The sequence below is a fragment of the Methylobacterium sp. D48H genome, assembly GCF_053345715.1.
Map to the genome: position 1 here is coordinate 1 of NZ_JBKFAP010000005.1, position 21,848 is coordinate 21,848.

Genomic DNA, 21,848 nt, shown 5'->3' on the forward strand with positions numbered 1-21,848 from the left:
CCGGCTCCCGAGCCCGCCGCGGCCGCCCCGCGCCCGCCCGAGCCGGCCCCGGAGCATCACCCCGAGCCCGAGCCGCAGCCGGAGCCCGCGCCGGAAGCGGCCGCGCACGCCGCGCCGGCCGCCGAGACGCCCGCCCCGCAATCCGGCAGCGGCGACGCCCTGCACGGGGATGCCCGCATCGACGACGTCATCGAGAGCCTGTCGCAGGCCCTCGGCGCGGCGATCCACCAGCAGCCCGATCCCGCCGCCGAGAACAAGGACGGGAAGAGCGAGGATCCCGCCTCGATGTTCGAGCGCTGGACCGTCCGCCCCCGCCGGACCCAGCAGCAGACCTGACCCGCGTCGCAACGACGCGAGGCACGGCCGGGCCGCAGCGCAGATCGCGCTGCGGCCCGTCTGTTTTCGCGGGTCCGCGGCTCTCGGGTACGAGAGATCTTCGTCCGGGAATGACAGGTTTTTGTCACGGATGGTTCCGGGCGGATAAGCGTGCAGCCGTTGAGGCGCCGAGTGATAGTCGCTAGCGTGCCGGCAAATCGGGAGGGTGCGCGGTCGTCGCACGGGATGGACATGGCACAGGCAATCCAGGCGACGGCTCCCGCGGCAGCGCCCCGCGAGCCCTGGTACAAGGTGCTCTACATCCAGGTGCTGATCGCCATCGCGCTCGGCGTGCTGCTCGGCTGGTACGACCCGGCCACCGGCAAGTCGATGAAGTGGCTCGGCGACGCCTTCATCGGCCTGATCAAGATGATGATCGCGCCGATCATCTTCTGCACGATCGTCCACGGCATCGCGTCGATCGGCGACCTCAAGAAGGTCGGCCGCGTCGGCCTGAAGGCGCTGGTCTACTTCGAGGTGGTGTCCACCATCGCGCTGCTGATCGGCGTCATCGTCGGCGAGGTGATCCGGCCCGGCGCCGGCTTCAACGCCGACCCGTCGAAGCTCGACGCCAGCAAGGTCGCGACCTACGCCAGCAAGGCGGCCGCCGATTCCACCGTCGCCCACATCCTGGCGATCATCCCGAAGAGCTTCCTCGACCCCTTCGCCACCGGCGACCTGCTGCAGGTGCTGCTGATCTCGATCCTCACCGGCGTCGTGGTGACGAATCTCGGCGAGCGCGCGGCCTCGGTGAACCACGCGATCGACACCGCCGGCCAGATCTTCTTCCGGATCATCGGCATCGTCGTGAAGCTCGCCCCCGTCGGCGCCTTCGGCGCCATGGCGTTCACGATCGGCGAGTACGGCATCCAGAAGGTCTACGACCTCGCGTGGCTCGTCGGCACCTTCTACATCACGGCGATCCTGTTCGTGCTTCTGGTGCTCGGGTCGATCGCCCGGGTGGCGGGCTTCTCGATCCTGCGCTTCCTCGCCTACATCAAGGACGAGCTGCTGATCGTGGTCGGCACGTCGTCCTCCGAGACGGTGCTGCCGCAGCTCATGACCAAGATGCGCCGCCTCGGCGCCTCGGACTCGGTCGTCGGCCTCGTGGTGCCGACCGGCTACTCGTTCAACCTCGACGGCACCAACATCTACATGACGCTGGCGACGCTGTTCCTCGCGCAGGCCGTGGGCGTGGACCTGTCGATCAGCCAGTACGCGACCATCATCCTGGTGGCGATGCTGACCTCGAAGGGCGCCTCGGGCGTCACGGGTGCCGGCTTCATCACCCTGGCGGCGACGCTCTCGGCGATCCCCAACAGCCCGGTGCCGGTCGCCGCCATGACCCTGGTCCTCGGCATCGACAAGTTCATGTCCGAGTGCCGCGCGCTCACCAACCTCGTGGGCAACGGCGTCGCCTGCGTGGTGGTCAGCCGCTGGGAAGGCGAGCTCGACGTCGCCAAGCTCAACGAGGTGATGGCCCACCCGGTCGCCATCGGCACCCACATCGCCGACGAGTCGCCGCAGCCGATGGGCACCGACAGCAAGGTCGCCGCCGCCGAGTGATGGGATCGCCGACGGCGGAGAACGCGGGTCGCCCGCGTCTCGGGATCGATCTCGGCGGCACCAAGATCGCCGGGATCGTGCTCGGCCGGGACGGGTCGACCCTGGCCGAGGCGCGGATGCCCGCCCCGCGGGGCGCCTACCGGGCCACCGTCGAGGCCGTGGCCGACCTCGTCCTGCGTCTCGAGGCCGAGGCCGGCACGCCCTGCAGCGTCGGCATCGGCATGCCCGGGAGCCTGTCCCCGGCGACGGGCCTCGTGCGCAACGCCAACTCGCACTGGCTCAACGGACACCCATTCGCGGCCGATCTCGGCGCGCGCCTTGAGCGCCCGCTCCGGATCGAGAACGACGCCAACTGCCTGGCGGTGTCGGAGGCGATCGACGGCGCCGGCGCCGGGGCCCGCGTGGTCTGGGCGGTGATCCTGGGCACCGGCGTCGGGTCCGGCATCGCCCTCGACGGTCGGGTGCTCACGGGCCGCAACGGCATCGCGGGCGAGTGGGGCCACGGCCCCCTGCCGGCGCCCCGCGACGACGAGCGGCCGGGCGCCCCATGCTATTGCGGTCGCCGGGGCTGCGTCGAGACCTGGCTGTCCGGTCCCGGGCTGGCCGCCGACCACGCACGGCGGCACGGCGGCAACCTCACCGCCGAGGCGGTCGTCGCCGAGGCCCGGGCCGGAAGCCCGGCGGCGCGGGAGACGCTCGCCGTCCACCTCGAGCGCCTCGGGCGCGCGGCCGCCCAGGTGGTGAACCTCCTCGATCCGGACGTGATCGTGATCGGCGGCGGCCTGTCGCGCATCCCGGAGCTGATCGCGGGCCTGCCGGCGGCGATCGCCCCCCACGTCTTCTCCGACGCCTTCGACACGCCCGTGCGGGCGAGCCTGCACGGCGACGCGTCGGGCGTGCGCGGCGCGGCGTGGCTGTGGGAGGCGGAGACCGTCTGAGACTTGTCCGCGGCCCGTCCGCGACCCGGCCTTGGTCGATCGAACTGCCGAGCTCACAGAGACGTCGGTTGCGGGACCGGAGGGGGCAGGGCAGGACGGCAGCACCGCATCGCCGAAGCCCCGATGATCGTCCGCACCCGGCCCAACCTGCTGACCCTGCTGTTCACCCTGCGCGGCTCGATCGTGCCGCGGGTGGCGCCCAAGCTCGCGGGGATCGTCGCGGTCTCGTGCGCGGTGGTGTGGGCGGAATCGCGGTGGCCCGCGCTGTTCCCGGTCAGCGCGGGGGTGACGCCGTTCACCGTGGTCGGCCTCGCCCTCTCGATCTTCCTGAGCTTTCGCAACAACGCCTGCTACGAGCGCTGGTGGGAGGCCCGGAAGCACTGGGGCAACCTGATCGGCGAGGTGCGCAACCTCGCCCGCGCCCTCCCGGCCCTGCTGCCCGAGCGGGAGGCCGCGCTCCAGCTCCGGCGCCTGTCGGCCTTCGCGCACGGCCTCCACGCCCGCCTTCGCGACTTGGACGAGGCCGCCGCCGTCGACCGGACGAGCCCCGGATCGGACCTGTCCGGCCCGAACCCCACCGACTCGGTCCTGGCCGCCATCACCCACGATCTCGCCGCGCTGACGCGCGCGGGCCGCCTCAGCGACATCCAGTTCGGCCTCCTCGAGGCCCGGATCGAGGCGCTGTCGGGGGTGCACACCGCCTGCGAGCGCCTCGCCAACACGCCGCTGCCCTTCGCCTACACCCTTCTCGTATACCGGACCGCGTGGCTCTACTGCCTGCTCCTCCCGGTGGGCCTCACCGGCGCCCTGGGCTGGGCGACTCCGATCGTGGTGGCGCTCGTGGCCTACACGTTCTTCGGACTCGACGCCCTCGGGGACGAGCTCGAGGAGCCGTTCGGCACCGAGCCCAACGACCTGCCCCTCGACGCCATGGTCCGCGCCGTGGACCGCATCGTCCACCACGCCCTCGGCGAGCCGATGCCCCAGGCGCTGGCGCCCGACGGGTACTGGCTGCGCTAGCGCCTACCCGTTCCAGGCGCGCAGCACCGGCTCGGTGCGGTCGTGCTCGTAGCCGAGCACCGAGACGCTCGCGGTGCCGAGGACGAGGAGCGCGCCGCACCGCGGCTCCAGGCCGATCCAGCGCGCGGCCAGCACCCGCAGAAAATGTGCGCTGGAGAAGACGATGAGGTCGGCGTCGCGGGCGCGGGCCCGGGCGATGACCCGATCCGCGCGGGCACCGACATCCGCCGCCGTCTCGCCGCTTGGGCAGCCGTCGCGGAACAGCCGCCAGTCCGGCCGCTCGGCCAGGATCGCCTTCGTGGTCCGGCCCTCGTAGGCGCCGTAATCCCACTCGGCGAGATCCGGGTCGATCGCGCGGCGGTCGCCGAAGCCCGCCAGCGCGCAGGTCGTGGCCGCCCGGCCCGACGGGCTCGACCATACCTCCGCGTAGGCGCGGCGCGCCAGGCGCGGTGCGAGGGCGCGCGCCGCGTCCTCACCCTCCGGCGTCAGGGGGATGTCGCTGCGCCCGGTATGCTGACCGGACCGGCTCCAGGCGGTCTCGCCGTGGCGGACCAGCGTGATCTGCGGGAACGGGCTCTCGGCCATGCGTGCCTCCCCGGGCACGCGGTCCGCGGCCCTGTCATCGATCCAGTCATCGACCCTGCCATCAACGCCGCCGCCGCGCTTCGGTCTCATCGGTTCGGCAATGCCGTCGGGAGCCGTCACGCGCCGTCTTGGACCCGATCAAGATCGGGCTTGCGCCCGCAGGAAAACGGACATAAACATATCTTTATGTCTATCGAACGCAGGCAAGAAGCGGGGTCGATCCCCTTTCCGGAAGCCCTGGGCGTCCTGCGTGCCGCCGCGGAGGAGACGCGCCTGCGCATCCTGGCGCTGCTCGTCGAGGGGGAACTGTCGGTGTCCGACCTCACCGACATCCTGGGTCAATCGCAGCCGCGGATCTCCCGCCACCTGAAGCTCTTGGTGGAGGCCGGGCTGGTCGAGCGGCACCGCGAGGGGGCCTGGGCGTTCTTTCGGCTGTCCGACGCCCGCGCCGGCTTGGCGGACCCGCTTCTGTCCGGTCTCGACCGGACCGCGCCGCCCCTGTCGGAGGACCGCGCGCGCCTCGACGCCGTCCGGGCGCAGCGGGCGGATGCGGCCACGACCTTCTTCGCCCGGCTGGCTCCCAAATGGGACGAGCTGCGCTCCCTGCACGTGCCCGAGGCGATCGTGGAGGCCGCAGTGCTCGACGCCCTCGGCGACCGCCCGATCGGCAGCCTGATCGATCTCGGCACCGGCACCGGCCGGATGCTCGGCCTGCTGGCGCCCCGGGCCGGCCGGGCCACCGGGCTCGATTCGAGCCACGCCATGCTGTCCGTCGCCCGGGCCAACCTGGAGCGCCAGGGCTTGGCAAGGGTGGACCTGCGGCAGGGCGACATCCACGCGCCGCCCTTCGCGCGGGCGAGCTTCGACCTCGTCGTGGTCCATCAGGTGCTGCACTATCTCGACGACCCGGCCCGGGCGCTCCGCGGGGCCGCGCGGCTCGTGGCGCCGGGCGGCCGCCTGCTGGTAGTGGACTTCGCGCCGCACGAGCTGGAATTCCTCCGCACCGGGCAGGCCCACCGGCGCCTCGGCTTCTCCGCCGAGCAGGTCTCCGGCTGGCTCGCCGAGTCCGGCCTCGCGACGGTCGCCACCCGCGATCTGACGCCCCGCGAGTCGGGCCAGCTCACCGTCACCCTCTGGCTCGCACAGGACGGGCTGGCTCAGGACGAGCTGGCCGACACCGACACAGAACAGCCTCAGCGCGCCGTCGCCTGAGACACCGACCTCCGCAGACTTCGTCTGAACCGACCGACATAGAGGACGAGACCCCGATGCGCCGCTCCACCCACCGCGCCAGCCGCGACGGCTACCACCCGATCCGCGTCTCGATCGAGTTCTTCCCCCCGAAGACCGACGAGATGGAGAAGATCCTCTGGAACTCCATCGAGCGCCTCGCGCCGCTGCAGCCGAGCTTCGTCTCGGTGACCTACGGCGCCGGCGGCTCCACCCGCGAGCGCACCCACAACACGGTCGCCCGCATGGTCCGCGAGACCGGCCTCAAGCCCGCCGCCCACCTCACCTGCGTGGACGCCTCCCGCGAGGAGATCGACGCGGTGGTCCAGTCCTACTGGGACGCGGGCGTGCGCCACATCGTGGCGCTGCGCGGCGACCCGGCCGAGGGTGTCGGCCACGCCTACCGGCCGCACCCGGAGGGCTACGCCTCGACCGCAGAGCTGGTGAAGGGGATCAAGCGGATCGGCGACTTCAAGGTCTCGGTCTCGGCCTATCCCGAGAAGCACCCTGAGGCGGCCTCCCTCGACGCCGACATCGACGCCCTGAAGGCCAAGGTCGATGCCGGGGCCGACCAGGCGATCACCCAGTTCTTCTTCGAGAACGAGATCTACCTGCGCTACCTGGACAAGGTCCGGGCCGCCGGGATCACGATCCCGATCATCCCGGGCATCCTACCGGTGCAGAACTTCAAGCAGGCGGCGAACTTCGCCCGCCGCACCGGCGCCTCGGTGCCCTACTGGTTGGCCGCCCGGTTCGAGGGGCTGGAGGACGACGTCGAGACCCGCCGGCTCGTGGCCGGCGCGGTGGCGGCCGAGCAGGTGCTCGACCTCGTGGACGAGGGCGTCAACGACTTCCACTTCTACTCGATGAACCGCTCCGACTTGGTCTACGCGATCTGCCACCTGCTCGGCCTGCGCGCCCAGGCGCCGAAGCTGGCGGCCGCGAAGGCCGCGGCTTAAATTCAGGCGGCGCCCGGTTCGGGCGCAGCAGGGGGCACCGCCATGGCTGAGCCGCAGGATTTGATCGTTCCGCTCCTCCGGGAGATGAGAGCGGAGATGAAAGCAGGTTTCGAGCGCATCGACCGCAAGCTGGAAGTAGACGGTGTGCGCTTCGATAGGCTCGAGCGCCGCTTCGACAATTTGCGTGAAGCCGTGAACGGCGAATCGGTCCTCGGCCGCTACGCCGCCGCGGAGGTCGAGGAGCGGCTCGAAGCGATCGAGAAGCGGCTTGCCGCCCTGGAAAAGGCGGGCTGACCGCAGGACCCAAAACACCGATCGAGCCCACCCTCCACCTCATCCTTAGGTGCCGCGCGAGCGGCCCCGAAGGAGGGCTCCAGGGAACACCGAGATATCTGGAGGCCTCCAAGGCCTCCGCTTCGCTCCGGCACCTCAGGACGAGGTGATCTGACAGGACGCACGATGACCGATTTTGCCCCCGTCGACGGCACCGAGATCGCGAAGGCCCTGCGCCAGCGCGCCGCGGAGAAGATCCTCGTCCTCGACGGGGCGATGGGCACCGTCATCCAGCGCCTGAAGTTCTCGGAAGAGGACTTTCGCGGCGACCGGTTCAAGGATCACGGGCACGATCAGAAGGGCAACAACGACCTGCTGATCCTGACCCAGCCCGACGCGATCCGGCAGATCCACCTCGACTACTTCCTGGCCGGCGCCGACGTCTGCGAGACCAACACCTTCTCGGGCACCACCATCGCCCAGGCCGATTACGGCATGGAGTCGATCATCCACGAGCTGAACGCTCAAGGAGCGCGGCTCGCCCGGGAGGCCGCCAAGCTCGCCGAGGAGAAGGACGGCCGCCGCCGCTTCGTGGCCGGCGCCATCGGCCCGACGAACCGGACCCTGTCGATCTCGCCGGACGTGAACAACCCGGGCTTCCGGGCGGTCACCTTCGACCAAGTGAAGCAGGCCTACGTGGAGCAGGTCCGCGGCCTGATCGACGGCGGCGCCGAGCTGATCCTGATCGAGACCATCTTCGACACGCTCAACGCCAAGGCCGCGGTCGCGGCGGCGTGGCAGGTCTTCGACGAGACCGGCATCCGCTTGCCGATCCAGATCTCCGGCACGATCACAGATCTCTCGGGCCGCACCCTGTCGGGCCAGACTCCGGCGGCCTTCTGGCACTCCCTGCGCCATTCCGAGCCGCTGACCTTCGGCCTCAACTGCGCCCTCGGCGCCCGCGAGATGCGCGGCCACATCGCCGAGCTGTCGCGGATCTGCGACACGCTGGTCTGCGCCTACCCGAATGCCGGCCTGCCGAACGAGTTCGGCCTCTACGACGAGAGCCCGGAGGCGATGGGCAAGCTGGTCGGCGAGTTCGCCGAATCCGGCCTCGTCAACATGGTCGGCGGCTGCTGCGGCACCACGCCGGACCACATCCGCGCCATCGCGGAGGCCGTCGCCGGCAAGGCGCCGCGGCCGATCCCCGAGGTGCCGCGCCTGATGCGGCTGTCGGGCCTCGAGCCCTTCGTGCTCACGCCGGAAATCCCCTTCGTGAACGTCGGCGAGCGCACGAACGTCACCGGCTCGGCCAAGTTCCGCAAGCTCATCACCAACGGCGACTACGCGGCGGCCCTCGATGTCGCCCGCGATCAGGTGGCGGCCGGCGCCCAGGTGATCGACGTCAACATGGACGAGGGCCTGCTCGACTCCCAGAAGGCGATGGTCGAGTTCCTGAACCTCGTCGCCGCCGAGCCCGACATCGCCCGGGTACCCGTGATGGTCGATTCCTCGAAGTTCGAGGTGATCGAGGCCGGCCTGAAGTGCATCCAGGGCAAGCCGATTGTGAACTCGATCTCCATGAAGGAGGGCGAGGAGAAGTTCATCGAGGCCGCCAAGGTCTGCCGCTCCTACGGCGCCGCCGTGGTGGTGATGGCCTTCGACGAGCAGGGGCAGGCGGATTCCTACGAGCGCAAGGTCGAGATCTGCACCAAGGCCTACCGGATCCTGACCGAGCAGGTCGGCTTCCCGCCCGAGGACATCATCTTCGATCCGAACATCTTCGCGGTCGCCACGGGCATCGAGGAGCACAACCCGTACGGCGTGGCCTTCATCGAGGCGACCCGCACGATCCGCGAGACCCTGCCGCACGCCCACATCTCGGGCGGCGTCTCGAACCTGAGCTTCGCGTTCCGCGGCAACGAGCCGGTGCGTGAGGCCATGCACGCGGTGTTCCTGTTCCACTGCATCAAGGCCGGCATGGACATGGGCATCGTCAATGCCGGCCAGCTCGCCGTCTACGACGAGATCCCGGCGGAGCTGCGCGAGCTGTGCGAGGACGTCGTCCTCAACCGCCGCGAGGATTCCACCGAGCGCCTGCTGGAGGCCGCCGAGCGCTTCAAGACCGGCGCCTCGGCCCAGGCCAAGACCGCCGACCTGACCTGGCGCGAGGCTCCGGTCGAGAAGCGGATCGAGCACGCGCTGGTCAACGGCATCACCGAGTACATCGTGGCCGACACCGAGGAGGCGCGGGCCTCAGCCGAGCGCCCGCTCCACGTCATCGAGGGCCCGCTGATGGCCGGCATGAACGTGGTCGGCGACCTGTTCGGCTCCGGCAAGATGTTCCTGCCGCAGGTGGTGAAGTCCGCCCGCGTGATGAAGCAGGCGGTCGCTTATCTCGAACCGTTCATGGAGGAGGAGAAGCGCGCCAACGGCGGCGACGGCAAGCGCCAGGCCGCCGGCAAGGTGCTGATGGCGACCGTGAAGGGCGACGTCCACGATATCGGCAAGAACATCGTCGGCGTCGTGCTGGCCTGCAACAACTACGAGATCATCGATCTCGGCGTGATGGTGCCGGCTGCCAAGATCCTGGAGACCGCCAAGACCGAGAAGGTCGACATCGTCGGCCTGTCGGGCCTGATCACCCCGTCGCTCGACGAGATGGTCCATGTGGCCGGCGAGATGGAGCGCGAGGGGCTCGACGTGCCGCTGCTGATCGGCGGTGCCACCACGAGCCGCGTCCACACGGCGGTGAAGATCCACCCGGCCTACGCCAAGGGGCAGGCGGTCTACGTCACCGACGCGAGCCGCGCGGTCGGCGTGGTGTCGAGCCTGATCTCGAAGGAGACCCGTGGGAAGACGATCGAGAAGGTCCGGGCCGAGTACGCCAAGGTGGCGGACGCCCACAGGCGCTCGGAGGCCGACAAGCAGCGGCTGCCCCTCGCGAAGGCGCGGACCAACGCCTTCAAGATCGACTGGTCGGGCTACAAGCCGGCCAAGCCGACCTTCACCGGCACGAGGGTCTACGGCTCCTACGAGGTCGCCGACCTCGTGCCCTACATCGACTGGACGCCGTTCCTGCAGACCTACGAGTTCAAGGGCCGCTTCCCGGCGATCCTGGACGATCCCGAGCAGGGCCCGGCCGCCCGCGCCCTCTACGAGGACGCTCAGGAGATGCTGAAGCAGATCGTGGAGGAGCGCTGGTTCAACCCGAAGGCGGTGATCGGCTTCTGGCCGGCCAACAGCGTCGGCGACGACATCGCGCTCTACACCGGCGAGAGCCGGTCGGAGCGGCTCGCCACCTTCCACGGCCTGCGCCAGCAGCTCTCGAAGCGCGACGGGCGGTCGAACACCTGCCTGTCGGACTTCGTGGCCCCGGCCGAGACCGGCATCGCCGACTATGTCGGCGGCTTCGTGGTCACCGCCGGCCTGGAGGAGGTGCGGATCGCCGAGCGGTTCGAGCGGGCGAACGACGATTACCGGGCGATCCTCGTGAAGGCGCTCGCCGACCGCATCGCCGAGGCCTTCGCCGAGCGGATGCACGAGCGGGTGCGCAAGGAGTTCTGGGGCTACGCGTCCGACGAGGCCTACGGGCCCGAGGAGCTGGTGCTGGAGAAGTACGACGGCATCCGTCCGGCCCCGGGCTACCCGGCCCAGCCCGACCACACCGAGAAGACCACCCTGTTCGACCTGCTGAAGGCGGAGAGCCGGATCGGCGTGAGGCTCACCGAGTCCTACGCGATGTGGCCGGGTTCGTCGGTGTCGGGGATCTACATCGCCCACCCGGAGGCGCACTATTTCGGCGTCGCCAAGGTGGAGCGGGATCAGGTCGAGGATTACGCCGCCCGCAAGGGGATGGATGTCCGCGACGTCGAGCGCTGGCTCGGCCCGATCCTGAACTACGATCCGGCGCGGTACATGCCGCAGGCGGCGGAGTAGGGGCGGGGCACCACCGTCATCGCGAGCGCAGCGAAGCGAAGCGACCCAGGGCATCGCGACATCGGTCGGCCTGACGCCCCTGGATTGCTTCGCTCCGCAAGGACGGCAGGGCGGCGCGAGCCGCCCATCCAACCTCAGCAGGTCCCCGCACCCCGCGTGTTCACGTACAGTGAATAGACCGAGTGCGTGGACGTCATCAGCAGCAGGTTGCGGTTGAGTCCGCCGAAGCACAGGTTGGCGCAGCGCTCCGGCAGGCGGATCCGGCCGATCAGCTTGGCCTGAGGCGAGAACACGATGATCCCGTCCTCGGCCTCGCTCATCCCCCAGCCGCACCAGAGATTGCCGTCGACGTCGACCCTAAAGCCGTCCGGCGTGCCGGTGCCGGCATCGTAGAAGACGCGGACGTTCGCGGCCTTGGTGCCGTTCTCGACCACGTCGTAGACGCGGATCAGGCGGTTCGGCTTCGCCCGCGCCTCGATGAGGTAGAGCTTGGACTCGTCCGGCGAGAAGCAGAGCCCGTTCGGACCCGCCACGCCCTCGACCGCGACGCTGGCCTGTCCCGTCCTCGGATCGATCCGGTAGACGTTGCCGGGAAGCTCCGGCGCGGCCATCGACTCGTGCGGGTTCGGCCCGAAGGCCGGGTCGGTGAACCAGACCGCGCCGTCGGAATGGCAGACCACGTCGTTCGGCGAGTTCAGCGGCTTGCCGTCGAACCAGTCCATCAGCGTGGTCAGGCTCCCGTCGTGCTCGGTGCGGGTGACGCTGCGGGTCCTGTGCTGGCAGGTGATCAGCCGGCCCTGCCGGTCGCGGGTGTTGCCGTTGGCGTAGTTCGACGGCTTGCGGAACACCGAGAGCTTGCCGGACGCCTCCTCCCACTTCATGATCCGGTCGTTGACCACGTCGCTGAACAGCAGCGATCCCATGTCGCCGAACCAGACCGGCCCCTCGGCCCAGCGGAAGCCGGTGGCGACCCGCTCCACCGTTGCCGAGGCGAGCCGGTACTTGGCGAAGGCCGGGTCGAGGATCTCGACGGCCGGGTCCGGCACCCGCTGCGACGGCTCCCAGCCGGCTCCGGCCGCCCGCGCGGCACCGAGCAGGGCCGCCCCGGCGAGCAGTCCCCTGCGTGCGATCATGACCATGGTACCTCCCTGTGGTGTGACCTGCCGCCTGTTGCCGACGGCTCGGGCCGGTCAGTGAATCTCGGGTTCCGGAATACCGCCGGCGCCCTCCAGAAAGTCGAAGTCGCAGCCCTCGTTGGCCTGCCGCACGTGCTGGGCGAACAGCCGGTTGTAGCCCCGCGGATAAGACCGGTCCGGCGGCCGGAACGCCTTCACCCGCGCCGCGATCTCGGCGTCGTCGAGGTGCAGGTGGATCCGCCGCCCGGGCACGTCCACGGTGATGAGGTCACCGTCGCGCACGGCCGCGAGCGGGCCGCCCGCGGCCGATTCCGGCGCCACGTGCAGGATGCAGGCACCGTAGCTGGTCCCGCTCATCCGCGCGTCCGAGATGCGGACCATGTCGCGCACGCCCTGCCGGAGCAGGACCTTCGGGATCGGAAGCATGCCCCATTCGGGCATGCCGGGGCCGCCGATCGGGCCGGCATTGCGCAGGATCATCACGTGGTCGGGCGTGACGTCGAGGTCGAGGTCGTTCACCGCCGCGCTCATCGCGTCGTAGCTGTCGAAGACCAGCGCGGGACCGGTGTGCTGCAGCAGCCGCGGGTCGGCGGCCGGCGGCTTGATCACGCAGCCGTCCGGGGCGAGGTTGCCGTACAGGATCGCGGTCCCGCCCATGGCCACGATCGGTCGGTCGAGCGGGCGGATCACGTCGTCGTTGAACACCCGCATGCCGGCGAGCCCGTCGCCGATCGTGCTGCCGGTGACCGAGCGGGCGTCGAGGTGGAGGAGGGGGGACAGGCGCGCCATCAGGGCGCGGATGCCGCCCGCGATGTGGAAATCCTCCATGAGCCACTGACCCGAGGGCCGGAGGTTGGCGATGACCGGCACCTTCTGGGCGAACTCGTCGAACTCGATGAGCTTGACCGGGATACCGGCCCGACCGGCCATGGCCACGAGGTGGATCATCGCGTTGGTGGAGCCGGCGAGCGCGTTGTGGACGACGAGCGCGTTGTCGACCGAGCGGCGGTCGAGGATGTCGGACGGCTTCAGGTCCTCCCAGATCATCTCGACGATCCGCCGGCCGCAGGCGCCGGCCATGCGCGGATGGTCGGCGTCGGCCGCCGGGATCGAGGCCGAACCGGGCAGCGATAAACCCAGGGCCTCGGTGATCGCCGTCATGGTCGAGGCCGTGCCCATGGTCATGCAGGTTCCGGCGGAGCGGGCGATGCCCGCCTCCATGTCGTTCCATTCCTGCGCGGTGATGTTCCCGGCCTCCTTCTCGGCCCAGTACTTCCAGACATCCGAGCCCGAGCCCAGGATCGTCCCGCCGAAATGGCCGCGCATCATCGGTCCCGCCGGCAGGAACACCATCGGCAGGTTCATGGAGATCCCGCCCATCACCGTGCCGGGTGTGGTCTTGTCGCAGCCGCCCATCAGCACCGCGCCGTCCACGGGGTGCTGGCGCAGCAGTTCTTCCACCTCCATGGCCAGGAGGTTGCGGTAGAGCATCGTGGTCGGCTTGACGAAGTTCTCCGACAGCGACAGCGCCGGCAGCTCGATCGGGAAGCCGCCCGCCTGCCAGACGCCGCGCTTCACGTGCTCGACGCGCTCGCGGAAATGCTGGTGGCAGGGGTTGATGTCGCTCCAGGTGTTGATGATGCCGACGATCGGCTTGCCGGTGAAATCCGCCCGCTCGTAGCCCATCTGGAGCATGCGCGAGCGGTGGCCGAAGCTGCGCAGGTCGGTGGCGCCGAACCAGCGCTGGCTGCGCAGATCCTCCAGGGTCTTCTTGCGCGCGGTCATCGCTCTGTCTCCGGTCTCACGCGTTCGACCCGGCCGGGCGGCCCGCGACGAGCGTGATCGCCGCGGCGGCGAGCGCGCAAGCCGCCAGGAAATAGAGGCCGGCCTCGTAGGTCCCGGTATAATCCTTCAGCCAGCCCAGGACGTAGGGGCCGACGAAGCCGCCGAGATTGCCGATCGCGTTGATCAGCGCGATCCCCCCGGCGGCCGCGGGCCCGGCCAGGAACTCCCCCGGCATCGCCCAGAAGGCGGGCTTGCTCCCGTAGAGCCCGATCGTGGCCACCGACATCGCCGCGAGCGCCCAGAGGCTGCCGAGCATGGGGCCGGAGACGACGAGGCCGAGGGCGGCGACCAGCGCGGCGATCGCGAAGTGCCAGCGGCGCTCGTCGCGCCGGTCCGACGACCAGCTCCAGGCGATCATGCCCAGGGTCCCGACGCCGTAGGGCACCGCCGTCGCGACCCCCGTCTCCCAGTCGGTGAGGTGCAGGCTCTTCAGGATCGGCGGCAGGAAGAAGGTGATGCCGTAGGTGGCGGTACCGATGCTGAAGTACATCGCGCCCAGCGCGAGCACGCGCCGGTCGGTCAGGACCTGCCCCAGGGTGAAGGGCCCGTGGGCCCGGACCGTGCCGTCCCGCTCCGCCGCGATCGCCGTCCCGAGCCACAATCGCTCCTCGGACGTGAGCCACGCGGCCTGTTCGGGCCGGTCGGTCATCAGCGCCAGGACCGCGAAGGCCAGCAGGATCGAGGGCGCGGCCTCGAGGAGGAACAGCCACTGCCAGCCGTGCAGGCCGAGCGCCCCGTCGAGCTGGAGCAGCGCCCCCGAGATCACCGCCGTGAGGGCGTTCGAGCCCGGGACCGCGAGGAACAGCGCGGCGACCACGCGCGCCCGGTACCGCTTCGGGAACCAGTAGGTGAAGTAGAGGATCACGCCGGGGAAGAAGCCGGCCTCGGCCACGCCCAGCAGGAAGCGCAGGGCGAGGAAGCTCGCCGGGCCGGTGATGAGCGCCATGCTGCCCGCCACCAGCCCCCAGGTGACCATGATCCGGGCGATCCAGAGCCGCGCCCCGGCGCGCTCCAGGAGGACGTTGCTCGGCACTTCGAAGATGACGTAGCCGAGGAAGAAGATGCCGGCCGCCCAGCCGTAGACCGTGGCGGAGAACCCGAACTCCCGGCTCAGCCCGAACGCCGCGAAGCCGACGTTGGTCCGGTCCATGTAGGCGACGAAGTAGATGAGGACGATCAGCGGCAGCAGACGCCGCGACACCTTGGCGACCGTCCGCCGCTCGATCTCCGGCGCCGCATCGCCCCCGCGCAACCCCGCCGCCATGGCGTCCCCCCGAGCCGAATCCGACGCGTCCCGGCCCTTTGCCGATCGCGGGCCGGGCCGGAGCGGGCCGGTGCGGCACGCTCAGCGGCCGGTCCGCGTCCGCCAGGCGGCGAAATCGGCGAGGCTCTGCTCGTCGGTGGCAGGGTAGAGGCCGAGGATTGTGCGGCCCTTGCGTACCTCCTCGGTGACGAAATCCTCGTAGGCGGTCATCTCCACGGCCTCGTCGGCGACCGCGTCCGCGAGGTGGGCCGGGATCACCGCCACCCCGTCGCCGTCGCCGACGATCACGTCGCCGGGGAAGACGGGCGCGTCGCCGCAGCCGATCGGCACGTTGATGTCGATCGCCTGGTGGACCGTGAGATTCGTCGGTGCCGACGGGCGCGCGTGGTAGCTCGGCATCTCGAGCCGGGCGATCTCGTCGGCATCGCGGAAGCCCCCGTCGGTGACGAGCCCGGCGCAGCCGCGCACCATCAGCCGCGTGGCCAGGATCGAGCCGGCGGACGCCGCGCGCGCGTCCTTGCGGCTGTCGATCACCATCACGGCGCCGGGCGGGCACTCCTCCACGGCCTTGCGCTGCGGGTGCGCGCGGTCGCGGAACACCGTGATCGGGTTCAGGTCCTCCCGGGCCGGGATGTAGCGCAGGGTGTAGGCCTCGCCGACCATCGTCGGGCCGCCGGCCTTCAGGGGCAGCACGCCCTGGATCATCTGGTTGCGGAAGCCGCGCTTGTAGAGGGCGGTCATCAGCGTGGCCGTGCTGACGGTCTTCAGCTTGGCGCGCGTCTCAGGGGACAACCCGGACATCCGCTTCTCCTCCCCGGGCCTCGGTCTCGGCACCCGCGGACGGTGACAATCACGCGTCGCTTGCGCCGGCCTTGGCTCCCGTCCGCGCTGGGCGCGGACTGATATCCCAGCTCTTGAGTAACATGGGGCGCCGCGCCATTGTCAACCGGCGCGGGTCGCGACAGACACGGGCGGAGATCGACGGGGAAGCCCTTGGCCGAATTGGACTTTGCGGGCGGCAGCGCCTCGGCGGCGGAGGCGCGCAGGCCGCGCTCGCTCGCCGAGACCGCCTACGACGCCATCGAGCAGATGATCATCAGCCGCCGCCTCGCGCCGGGCGCGATGGTCTCCGAGGGCGAACTCGGCGCGGAGCTGGGCCTCGGCCGGACCCCGGTCCGCGAGGCCCTGGCACGGCTGAAGACGATCGGGTTCGTGGAGGTTCACCCGCGCCGCGGCGTCCTCGTCACCCAGGTCGACATCATCAGGCACCTCGAGCTGCTGGAGGTGCGGCGGCCCCTCGACGAGACCGTGGCCCGCTGCGCCATCGCGCGGGGCACCGAGGACGACATGGCGCGGCTGCTGGATCGCGTCGGCGGGCTGCGCCGCACCGCCGAGGCCCGCGACCGGGAAGCGTATTTCCGGCACAAGCGCGCCCTGCACGAGGGGCTAGTCGGCGCCGCCTACAACCCGACGCTCGCCGGCACCATGGCGGCGCTGCACGCGCAGTCGCGACGGTTCTGGTACACCTACGAGCCGACCGCGAGCTTCCCGGACTGCGCGGCGATCCACGCGGCGATCGTGTCGGGCATCGCGGCGCGCGACGCGGGGGCGGCCCTTGCCGGGCTCGGGACGCTGTTCGACTTTCTCGACCGGATGACACGCCGGGCCCTCGACCGGCGCCCCCTGGTCTGACAGGTTGACCGCCCCGAACCCGCCCCTATCCTGAGACTGGGATATCAGACGCATCTCAGCGGCGGGCGGATTTACGGCCGATCCCGGCGCCATGCCCCGGACGCGGCCCGAGCGCCAGGGAGGAACGGCTTGAGCGGATTGCCCCCACGCACCGGCGCGCAGGTGCTCGTCGACCAGCTCCGCGCGCAGGGCGTCGCGCGCGTGACCTGCGTCCCCGGCGAGAGCTATCTCGCGGTGCTCGACGCCCTGCGCGACAGCGGCATCGACGTGCTGGTCTGCCGGCAGGAGGGCGGCGCGGCGATCATGGCCGAGGCCGCCGGCAAGCTCACGGGCCGCCCTGGCATCTGCTTCGTGACCCGGGGCCCCGGCGCCACCAACGCTTCCGCCGGCGTGCACATCGCCCGCCAGGATTCGACGCCGATGATCCTGTTCGTCGGCCAGATCGCCCGGCGCATGCGCGACCGCGAGGCCTTCCAGGAGGTCGACTACCGCCAGATGTTCGGCGGCGTCGCCAAGTGGGCGGTGGAGATCGACGACGCGGCGCGCATCCCGGAGATCCTCGCCCGGGCCTTCCGGGCCGCACTGCAAGGCCGCCCGGGCCCCGTCGTGGTCGCCCTGCCGGAGGACATGCTCGACGACGTCGCGGCCGTGCCGGACGCGCCGCGCGTCGTCCCGGCCGCGCCGGCCCCGTCGGGGGACGACGTCGCGCGCCTGCGGGCCATGCTGGCGGAGGCGCGGCGGCCGGTGGTGCTGCTCGGCGGCTCCCGCTGGACGGAAGGCGCCGTCGCCGCCCTGGCCGCCTGGGCCGAGCGCCACGACCTGCCGGTGGCGGTCTCGTTCCGGCGGGCCCAGCTCTTCCCCGCCGACCACCCGAACTTCGCGGGCGAGCTCGGGATCGGGCCCAACCCGGCGCTGCTCGCCCGGATCCGGGAGGCCGACCTGCTGCTGATGGTGGGCGGGCGCCTCTCCGAGATGCCGGCGCAGTCCTACGGCCTGCTCGGCATCCCCAATCCCGGCCTGCCGCTGGTCCACGTCCACGCCGACGCGGCGGAACTCGGCCGGGTCTACCAGCCGGCGCTGGCGATCGAGGCGGCGCCCGAGACCTTCTGCACGGTCCTGCCGGAGTTCGAGGCCACCGGCACCGGCCGCGCCGCCGAGGCCCATGCCGCCTACCGCGCGTGGTCCGAGACGCCGGAGCCGAAGCCCGGCGCGTTCCAGTACGGCGCGGCGATCGCGTGGCTGCGCGAGCGGCTGCCGCCGGACGCGGTGATCTGCAACGGCGCCGGCAACTTCGCCACCTGGGTCCACCGCTATTACCGGTTCCGCGCCTTCGGCACGCAGCTCGCGCCGACCTCCGGCTCCATGGGCTACGGCCTGCCCGCCGCCGTGATGGCGAAGCGCAGCCGCCCGGAGCGGATCGTCGTGGCGCTCGCCGGCGACGGCGACGTGATGATGACCGTGCAGGAATTCGCGACCGCGGTTCAGTACGGGATCGCCGTCGTGGTGGTGGTGCTCGACAACGGCATGTACGGCACGATCCGGATGCACCAGGAGCGCGAGTATCCCGGCCGCGTCTCGGCGACCGAGCTGTGCAACCCCGACTTCGCGGCGCTGGCCCGCGCCTTCGGCGGCCACGGCGAACGGGTGGAGCGCACCGAGGAGTTCGCCCCCGCCTTCGAGCGCGGCCTCGCCTCCGGGCTGCCGGCGATGATCCACTGCCTCGTCGATCCCGAGGCGCTCACCCCGACCATGACCCTCGCGGCCATCCGCGAGAAGGCCCTGGCGGCGCAGCGGGGCTGACCGCCCGCACGCGCCGTCCCGGTGCGGCCCGCCCGCACCCCCACCGAGAGGAGCAGCTCATGACCCTGCGCGGCGAGAACCTGATCGGCGCCGAGGCGCGGCGCGGCACCGAGGCGGCCTTCCGGGCCGTCGAGGCGGCCACCGGACAGACCCTGGAGCCGGACTTCCCGGGCGCGAGCCGGAGCGACCTCGACCGGGCCTGCGCGCTCGCCGAGGCCGCCTTCGACACCTTCCGCGAGACCGACCCGGAGGCGCGGGCCGGCTTCCTGGAAGCGATCGCCGCGAACATCCTGGAGATCGGGGACGACCTCGTCACTCGCTGCATGGCCGAGACGGGGCTGCCCCGGCCGCGGATCGAGGGCGAGCGCGCCCGGACGGTCGGCCAGCTGCGCCTGTTCGCCGGCGTCGTCCGCGAGGGCAGCTACGTCGAGGCGCGGATCGACCCGGCCCTTCCGGACCGCAAGCCGCTGCCCCGTCCGGACCTGCGCCTGCGCCGGATCGCCGTCGGCCCGGTGGCGGTGTTCGGCGCCTCGAACTTCCCGCTGGCCTTCTCGGTGGCGGGGGGCGACACCGCCTCGGCCCTGGCGGCGGGCTGCCCGGTGGTGGTCAAGGCCCATCCCGCCCATCCCGGCACCTCGGAACTGGTCGGCCGCGCCGTCCAGAAGGCGGTTGCGTCCTGCGGCCTGCCGGAGGGGACCTTCTCGCTGCTGTTCGATGCCGGCCAGTCGATCGGGCAGGGGCTGGTGGCCGATCCCCGGATCGCGGCCGTCGGCTTCACGGGCTCGCGCCGGGGCGGCACCGCCCTGATGGCGATCGCGGCCGGGCGCCCGTCGCCGATCCCGGTCTACGCCGAGATGAGCAGCATCAACCCGGTGCTGCTGTTCCCCGGCGCGCTCGCCGCGCGGGGCGCCGCGATCGGCAAGGCCTTCGCGGCCTCGCTGACGCTCGGCGCCGGACAGTTCTGCACCAATCCCGGCCTGATCCTGGCGCTGCCGGGTCCGGGTCTCGACGCCTTCCTCGAGGCGGCCGGCGCGGCCCTGCGCGAGAGCCCGGCCGCGACCATGCTGACGCCCGGCATCCAGCGCGCGTACCGCGAGGCCGTGGCGCGGGTGGCCGGCCACGCCGCCGTCACCCGCATCGCCGAGGGCACGGAGGGCGGGGCGACCCAGGGCCGGGCGACCCTGTTCGCCGCGGACTCGGACGTGTTCCTGGCGGATCCCGAGCTGCAGGAGGAGATGTTCGGCGCCTCGGGGCTCGTGGTGCGCTGCGCGGACTTCGCCGCGATGCGGGCGGTCCTGGAGCGTCTGGAGGGTCAGCTCACGGCCTCGCTGCACCTCGCGCCGGAGGATCACGCGGCCGCCCGGGACCTGCTGCCGCTCTTGGAGCGCCGCGTCGGCCGGATCCTGGTGGACGGGTTCGGGACCGGCGTCGAGGTGGCGCACGCCATGGTGCATGGTGGGCCTTACCCGGCGACCTCGGACGGGCGCACGACCTCGGTGGGCAGCCTCGCGATCGACCGGTTCCTGCGGCCGGTGAGCTACCAGGACGTCCCCGACGCCCTGCTGCCGGCGGCGCTCCAGGCCGCCAACCCGCTGGGCCTGCCCCGCCGGATCGACGGCACACCCGAACGCCGCTGAGCGGCGGCTTGCGGGGGCCGGGAGGCCGCGATCCGCCGCTTGCCAGGGGCGGGCGCGGCGTCTAGACAGCCTCCGCTCACCTTGGGGCGTCGCCAAGTGGTAAGGCAGCGGTTTTTGGTACCGCCATTCCCAGGTTCGAATCCTGGCGCCCCAGCCAAAAACCTGAGGAAAAACAAAGCCCTCAGGACCGGGACATAACAGACACCCCGGAACAGAAGGTGTTTTTCCGGCGCACAAGAGTCGGCACAGTCCCGAATGGCCAAGGAACCCGCGACTGTCTCCGAGCTGCGCAAGGCGGCCGAGGTCACTGACCAGGAGATCGACGCCGCGGTCGACGCGGTGCTCGCGGATCTGGCGACCGAGGCCTATCCGCTCGCGAAGGGCTGGACCCTCGACCTGGTCGAGACCCTCCGCACGAACACCCGCGCGGCCGAGGCGCTCACCACCGACAAGCCGGCCTGGAAGCGCAACATGGTCCGGACCGCGATCCTGCTGGCGCACCCGGTGAAGGGATGAGCGCGCCCGAGGATGATCGCGCGGCGACCGCCGAACGCCTGATGGAACGGCTGAGCGGCTTCGTGCAGGGAATCGGGATGAGCGGCAATGAGGCGCGCGAGATCATCAAGCGCGTGATCGAGGCCGACCCGGCGGCCGGCGACGGCGATCTGATGGCCAAGGCCCGCACGTGGATGCTGATCGCGCTGGGGTAGCGGCATGAGCGACGAGGCCGACCCGAGTCCATCAAATGTATGATGGCCCGGCCTCCTGCTCGGGCTACCCGGCAATCATGACCGACGACACCGACCCGGTTCTCGAGGCCGTCGCCGCGCTACGAGCCGCCGGCGTCGCGGTGGCGCCGATCGGCGAGGAGTTCGAACGCTGGCAGATCGGCGACTTCCTGTTCTCGGATGCCGAGCTGTGGCGCCTGGCCGCGAGCCGCGGACTCGTCGAGGACGGCGACTCGCGGTAGCCCGGCGCCGCCATGCCTTCCGAACCGAAAGCCCCGATTCGCGGCCGCCACCTTGAGGCCCTGCGCGCCGTCGCCGAGAACCCTGGCGGCTTGAGACACGAGGCCTACCCGACCGTGATGCCGATCCTGCAGGAGCTCGGATACGTCGAGGAGCGCCCGACTCGCGGGCGGACCAGTCGGCGCGCATGGCACTTGACCCCGAGCGGACGCGAGCTGCTGATCGCGCTCGGGATCCGCGAGAGCGCCGAGCCGTGACCTTCGCGTGGCGCCGCACCTTCCCGAACACGCACCATGACTTCGTGGCCGAGGAAGCTGGCCAGCACGTCGGCCGCATCCGTCGGATCGCCGGCGGTCCGCAGAACGGGATCTGGACCTGGAGCTGCACCGGCTGCCAGCGCGGCCACGAGGCCGAGGGTGTCCGGCCGCTCAACGGCGAGGCCCCGACCCGGGACGAGGCGATCGAAGCTTTGGCTGCGGCGTGGAGTCGGGCGAAGGCGTGGAGCGAGCGGACCGGGAAACCTCTGACGCCTGGCTGAAACGCGAAAAGAGCGCCCCGGCCGAAGCCAGGGCGCTCGAGGTGTGCGGATGATGTATATTCGCGCCGCCAAGCGCTCGGAGC

General features: G+C 71.2%; 20 protein-coding genes, 1 tRNA gene and 1 pseudogene. 17 read left to right on the forward strand and 5 right to left on the reverse strand.

The window, feature by feature from the left end; translation table 11 throughout:
* The 4 genes and pseudogenes from ACLBX8_RS11630 to ACLBX8_RS11645 all read left to right on the forward strand — a co-directional run.
* Positions 1-336 (forward strand): annotated as a pseudogene (locus tag ACLBX8_RS11630) (hypothetical protein); the annotation flags it as partial.
* Positions 337-567: 231 nt separating this feature from the next.
* Complete coding sequence (locus ACLBX8_RS11635; protein ID WP_447681063.1) at positions 568-1,941, forward strand: dicarboxylate/amino acid:cation symporter; 1,374 nt, start codon at positions 568-570, stop codon at positions 1,939-1,941.
* A complete protein-coding gene (locus ACLBX8_RS11640) occupies positions 1,941-2,879 on the forward strand; it encodes an ROK family protein (protein WP_447699177.1) in 939 nt (312 codons plus the stop codon). Before ACLBX8_RS11635 ends, ACLBX8_RS11640 begins: the two co-directional genes overlap by 1 nt.
* Positions 2,880-3,002: 123 nt before the next feature.
* Positions 3,003-3,899: a bestrophin family protein gene (locus tag ACLBX8_RS11645; RefSeq protein WP_447699176.1), complete on the forward strand. Its 897-nt coding sequence runs from the start codon at positions 3,003-3,005 to the stop codon at positions 3,897-3,899.
* Positions 3,900-3,902: 3 nt separating this feature from the next.
* Here ACLBX8_RS11645 and ACLBX8_RS11650 read toward each other — a convergent pair whose 3' ends face one another.
* On the reverse strand, positions 3,903-4,484 hold the full coding sequence (locus tag ACLBX8_RS11650; protein ID WP_447681065.1) for a histidine phosphatase family protein: 582 nt from the start codon (positions 4,482-4,484) through the stop codon (positions 3,903-3,905).
* A gap of 186 nt (positions 4,485-4,670) precedes the next feature.
* Here ACLBX8_RS11650 and ACLBX8_RS11655 point away from each other — a divergent pair, with 186 nt between their 5' ends.
* The 4 genes from ACLBX8_RS11655 (at position 4,671) to metH (ending at position 10,885) form a co-directional block, all read left to right on the forward strand.
* On the forward strand, positions 4,671-5,696 hold the full coding sequence (locus tag ACLBX8_RS11655) for an ArsR/SmtB family transcription factor (RefSeq protein WP_447699175.1): 1,026 nt from the start codon (positions 4,671-4,673) through the stop codon (positions 5,694-5,696).
* A gap of 56 nt (positions 5,697-5,752) precedes the next feature.
* Positions 5,753-6,673: a methylenetetrahydrofolate reductase [NAD(P)H] gene (metF, locus tag ACLBX8_RS11660; RefSeq protein WP_447681066.1), complete on the forward strand. Its 921-nt coding sequence runs from the start codon at positions 5,753-5,755 to the stop codon at positions 6,671-6,673.
* A 42-nt stretch (positions 6,674-6,715) separates the two neighbouring features.
* Entirely contained in the window at positions 6,716-6,967 is a 252-nt protein-coding gene (locus tag ACLBX8_RS11665; RefSeq protein WP_091927525.1) for a hypothetical protein, read from the forward strand.
* A 165-nt stretch (positions 6,968-7,132) separates the two neighbouring features.
* Positions 7,133-10,885, forward strand: a complete 3,753-nt coding sequence (metH, locus tag ACLBX8_RS11670; RefSeq protein ID WP_447699174.1) for a methionine synthase — start codon at positions 7,133-7,135, stop codon at positions 10,883-10,885.
* A gap of 134 nt (positions 10,886-11,019) precedes the next feature.
* Here metH and ACLBX8_RS11675 read toward each other — a convergent pair whose 3' ends face one another.
* From ACLBX8_RS11675 to ACLBX8_RS11690, 4 genes are all read right to left on the reverse strand, one after another.
* Positions 11,020-12,024 (reverse strand): SMP-30/gluconolactonase/LRE family protein, encoded by a 1,005-nt coding sequence (locus ACLBX8_RS11675; protein WP_447715134.1) that lies wholly within the window; start codon positions 12,022-12,024, stop codon positions 11,020-11,022.
* 51 nt (positions 12,025-12,075) lie between these two features.
* Positions 12,076-13,806 (reverse strand): L-arabinonate dehydratase, encoded by a 1,731-nt coding sequence (gene araD / locus ACLBX8_RS11680; protein ID WP_447715135.1) that lies wholly within the window; start codon positions 13,804-13,806, stop codon positions 12,076-12,078.
* Positions 13,807-13,822: 16 nt separating this feature from the next.
* Positions 13,823-15,130: an MFS transporter gene (locus ACLBX8_RS11685; protein WP_091680368.1), complete on the reverse strand. Its 1,308-nt coding sequence runs from the start codon at positions 15,128-15,130 to the stop codon at positions 13,823-13,825.
* Positions 15,131-15,211: 81 nt separating this feature from the next.
* A complete protein-coding gene (locus ACLBX8_RS11690; RefSeq protein ID WP_012319094.1) occupies positions 15,212-15,931 on the reverse strand; it encodes a ribonuclease activity regulator RraA in 720 nt (239 codons plus the stop codon).
* A 192-nt stretch (positions 15,932-16,123) separates the two neighbouring features.
* Between ACLBX8_RS11690 and ACLBX8_RS11695 the strand changes: the two genes are divergently transcribed.
* The 9 genes from ACLBX8_RS11695 (at position 16,124) to ACLBX8_RS11735 (ending at position 21,765) form a co-directional block, all read left to right on the forward strand.
* Entirely contained in the window at positions 16,124-16,822 is a 699-nt protein-coding gene (locus ACLBX8_RS11695; RefSeq protein WP_447715136.1) for a GntR family transcriptional regulator, read from the forward strand.
* Positions 16,823-16,951: 129 nt separating this feature from the next.
* Positions 16,952-18,622, forward strand: coding sequence for a thiamine pyrophosphate-binding protein (locus tag ACLBX8_RS11700; RefSeq protein ID WP_447715137.1), 1,671 nt, complete (start codon positions 16,952-16,954; stop codon positions 18,620-18,622).
* 59 nt (positions 18,623-18,681) lie between these two features.
* Positions 18,682-20,259 (forward strand): aldehyde dehydrogenase (NADP(+)), encoded by a 1,578-nt coding sequence (locus tag ACLBX8_RS11705; RefSeq protein WP_447715138.1) that lies wholly within the window; start codon positions 18,682-18,684, stop codon positions 20,257-20,259.
* Between the two features lie 82 nt (positions 20,260-20,341).
* A tRNA-Gln gene (locus tag ACLBX8_RS11710) sits at positions 20,342-20,416 on the forward strand.
* Positions 20,417-20,514: 98 nt separating this feature from the next.
* A complete protein-coding gene (locus tag ACLBX8_RS11715) occupies positions 20,515-20,775 on the forward strand; it encodes a hypothetical protein (RefSeq protein ID WP_447715139.1) in 261 nt (86 codons plus the stop codon).
* Positions 20,772-20,969, forward strand: a complete 198-nt coding sequence (locus ACLBX8_RS11720; RefSeq protein WP_447715140.1) for a hypothetical protein — start codon at positions 20,772-20,774, stop codon at positions 20,967-20,969. Before ACLBX8_RS11715 ends, ACLBX8_RS11720 begins: the two co-directional genes overlap by 4 nt.
* Before the next feature lie 35 nt (positions 20,970-21,004).
* Complete coding sequence (locus ACLBX8_RS11725; RefSeq protein WP_447715141.1) at positions 21,005-21,229, forward strand: hypothetical protein; 225 nt, start codon at positions 21,005-21,007, stop codon at positions 21,227-21,229.
* Positions 21,230-21,241: 12 nt separating this feature from the next.
* Positions 21,242-21,484 (forward strand): hypothetical protein, encoded by a 243-nt coding sequence (locus tag ACLBX8_RS11730; RefSeq protein WP_447715142.1) that lies wholly within the window; start codon positions 21,242-21,244, stop codon positions 21,482-21,484.
* Positions 21,481-21,765 (forward strand): hypothetical protein, encoded by a 285-nt coding sequence (locus ACLBX8_RS11735; RefSeq protein ID WP_447715143.1) that lies wholly within the window; start codon positions 21,481-21,483, stop codon positions 21,763-21,765. The genes ACLBX8_RS11730 and ACLBX8_RS11735 overlap by 4 nt, the downstream gene beginning before the upstream one ends.
* Positions 21,766-21,848 lie beyond the last annotated feature (83 nt).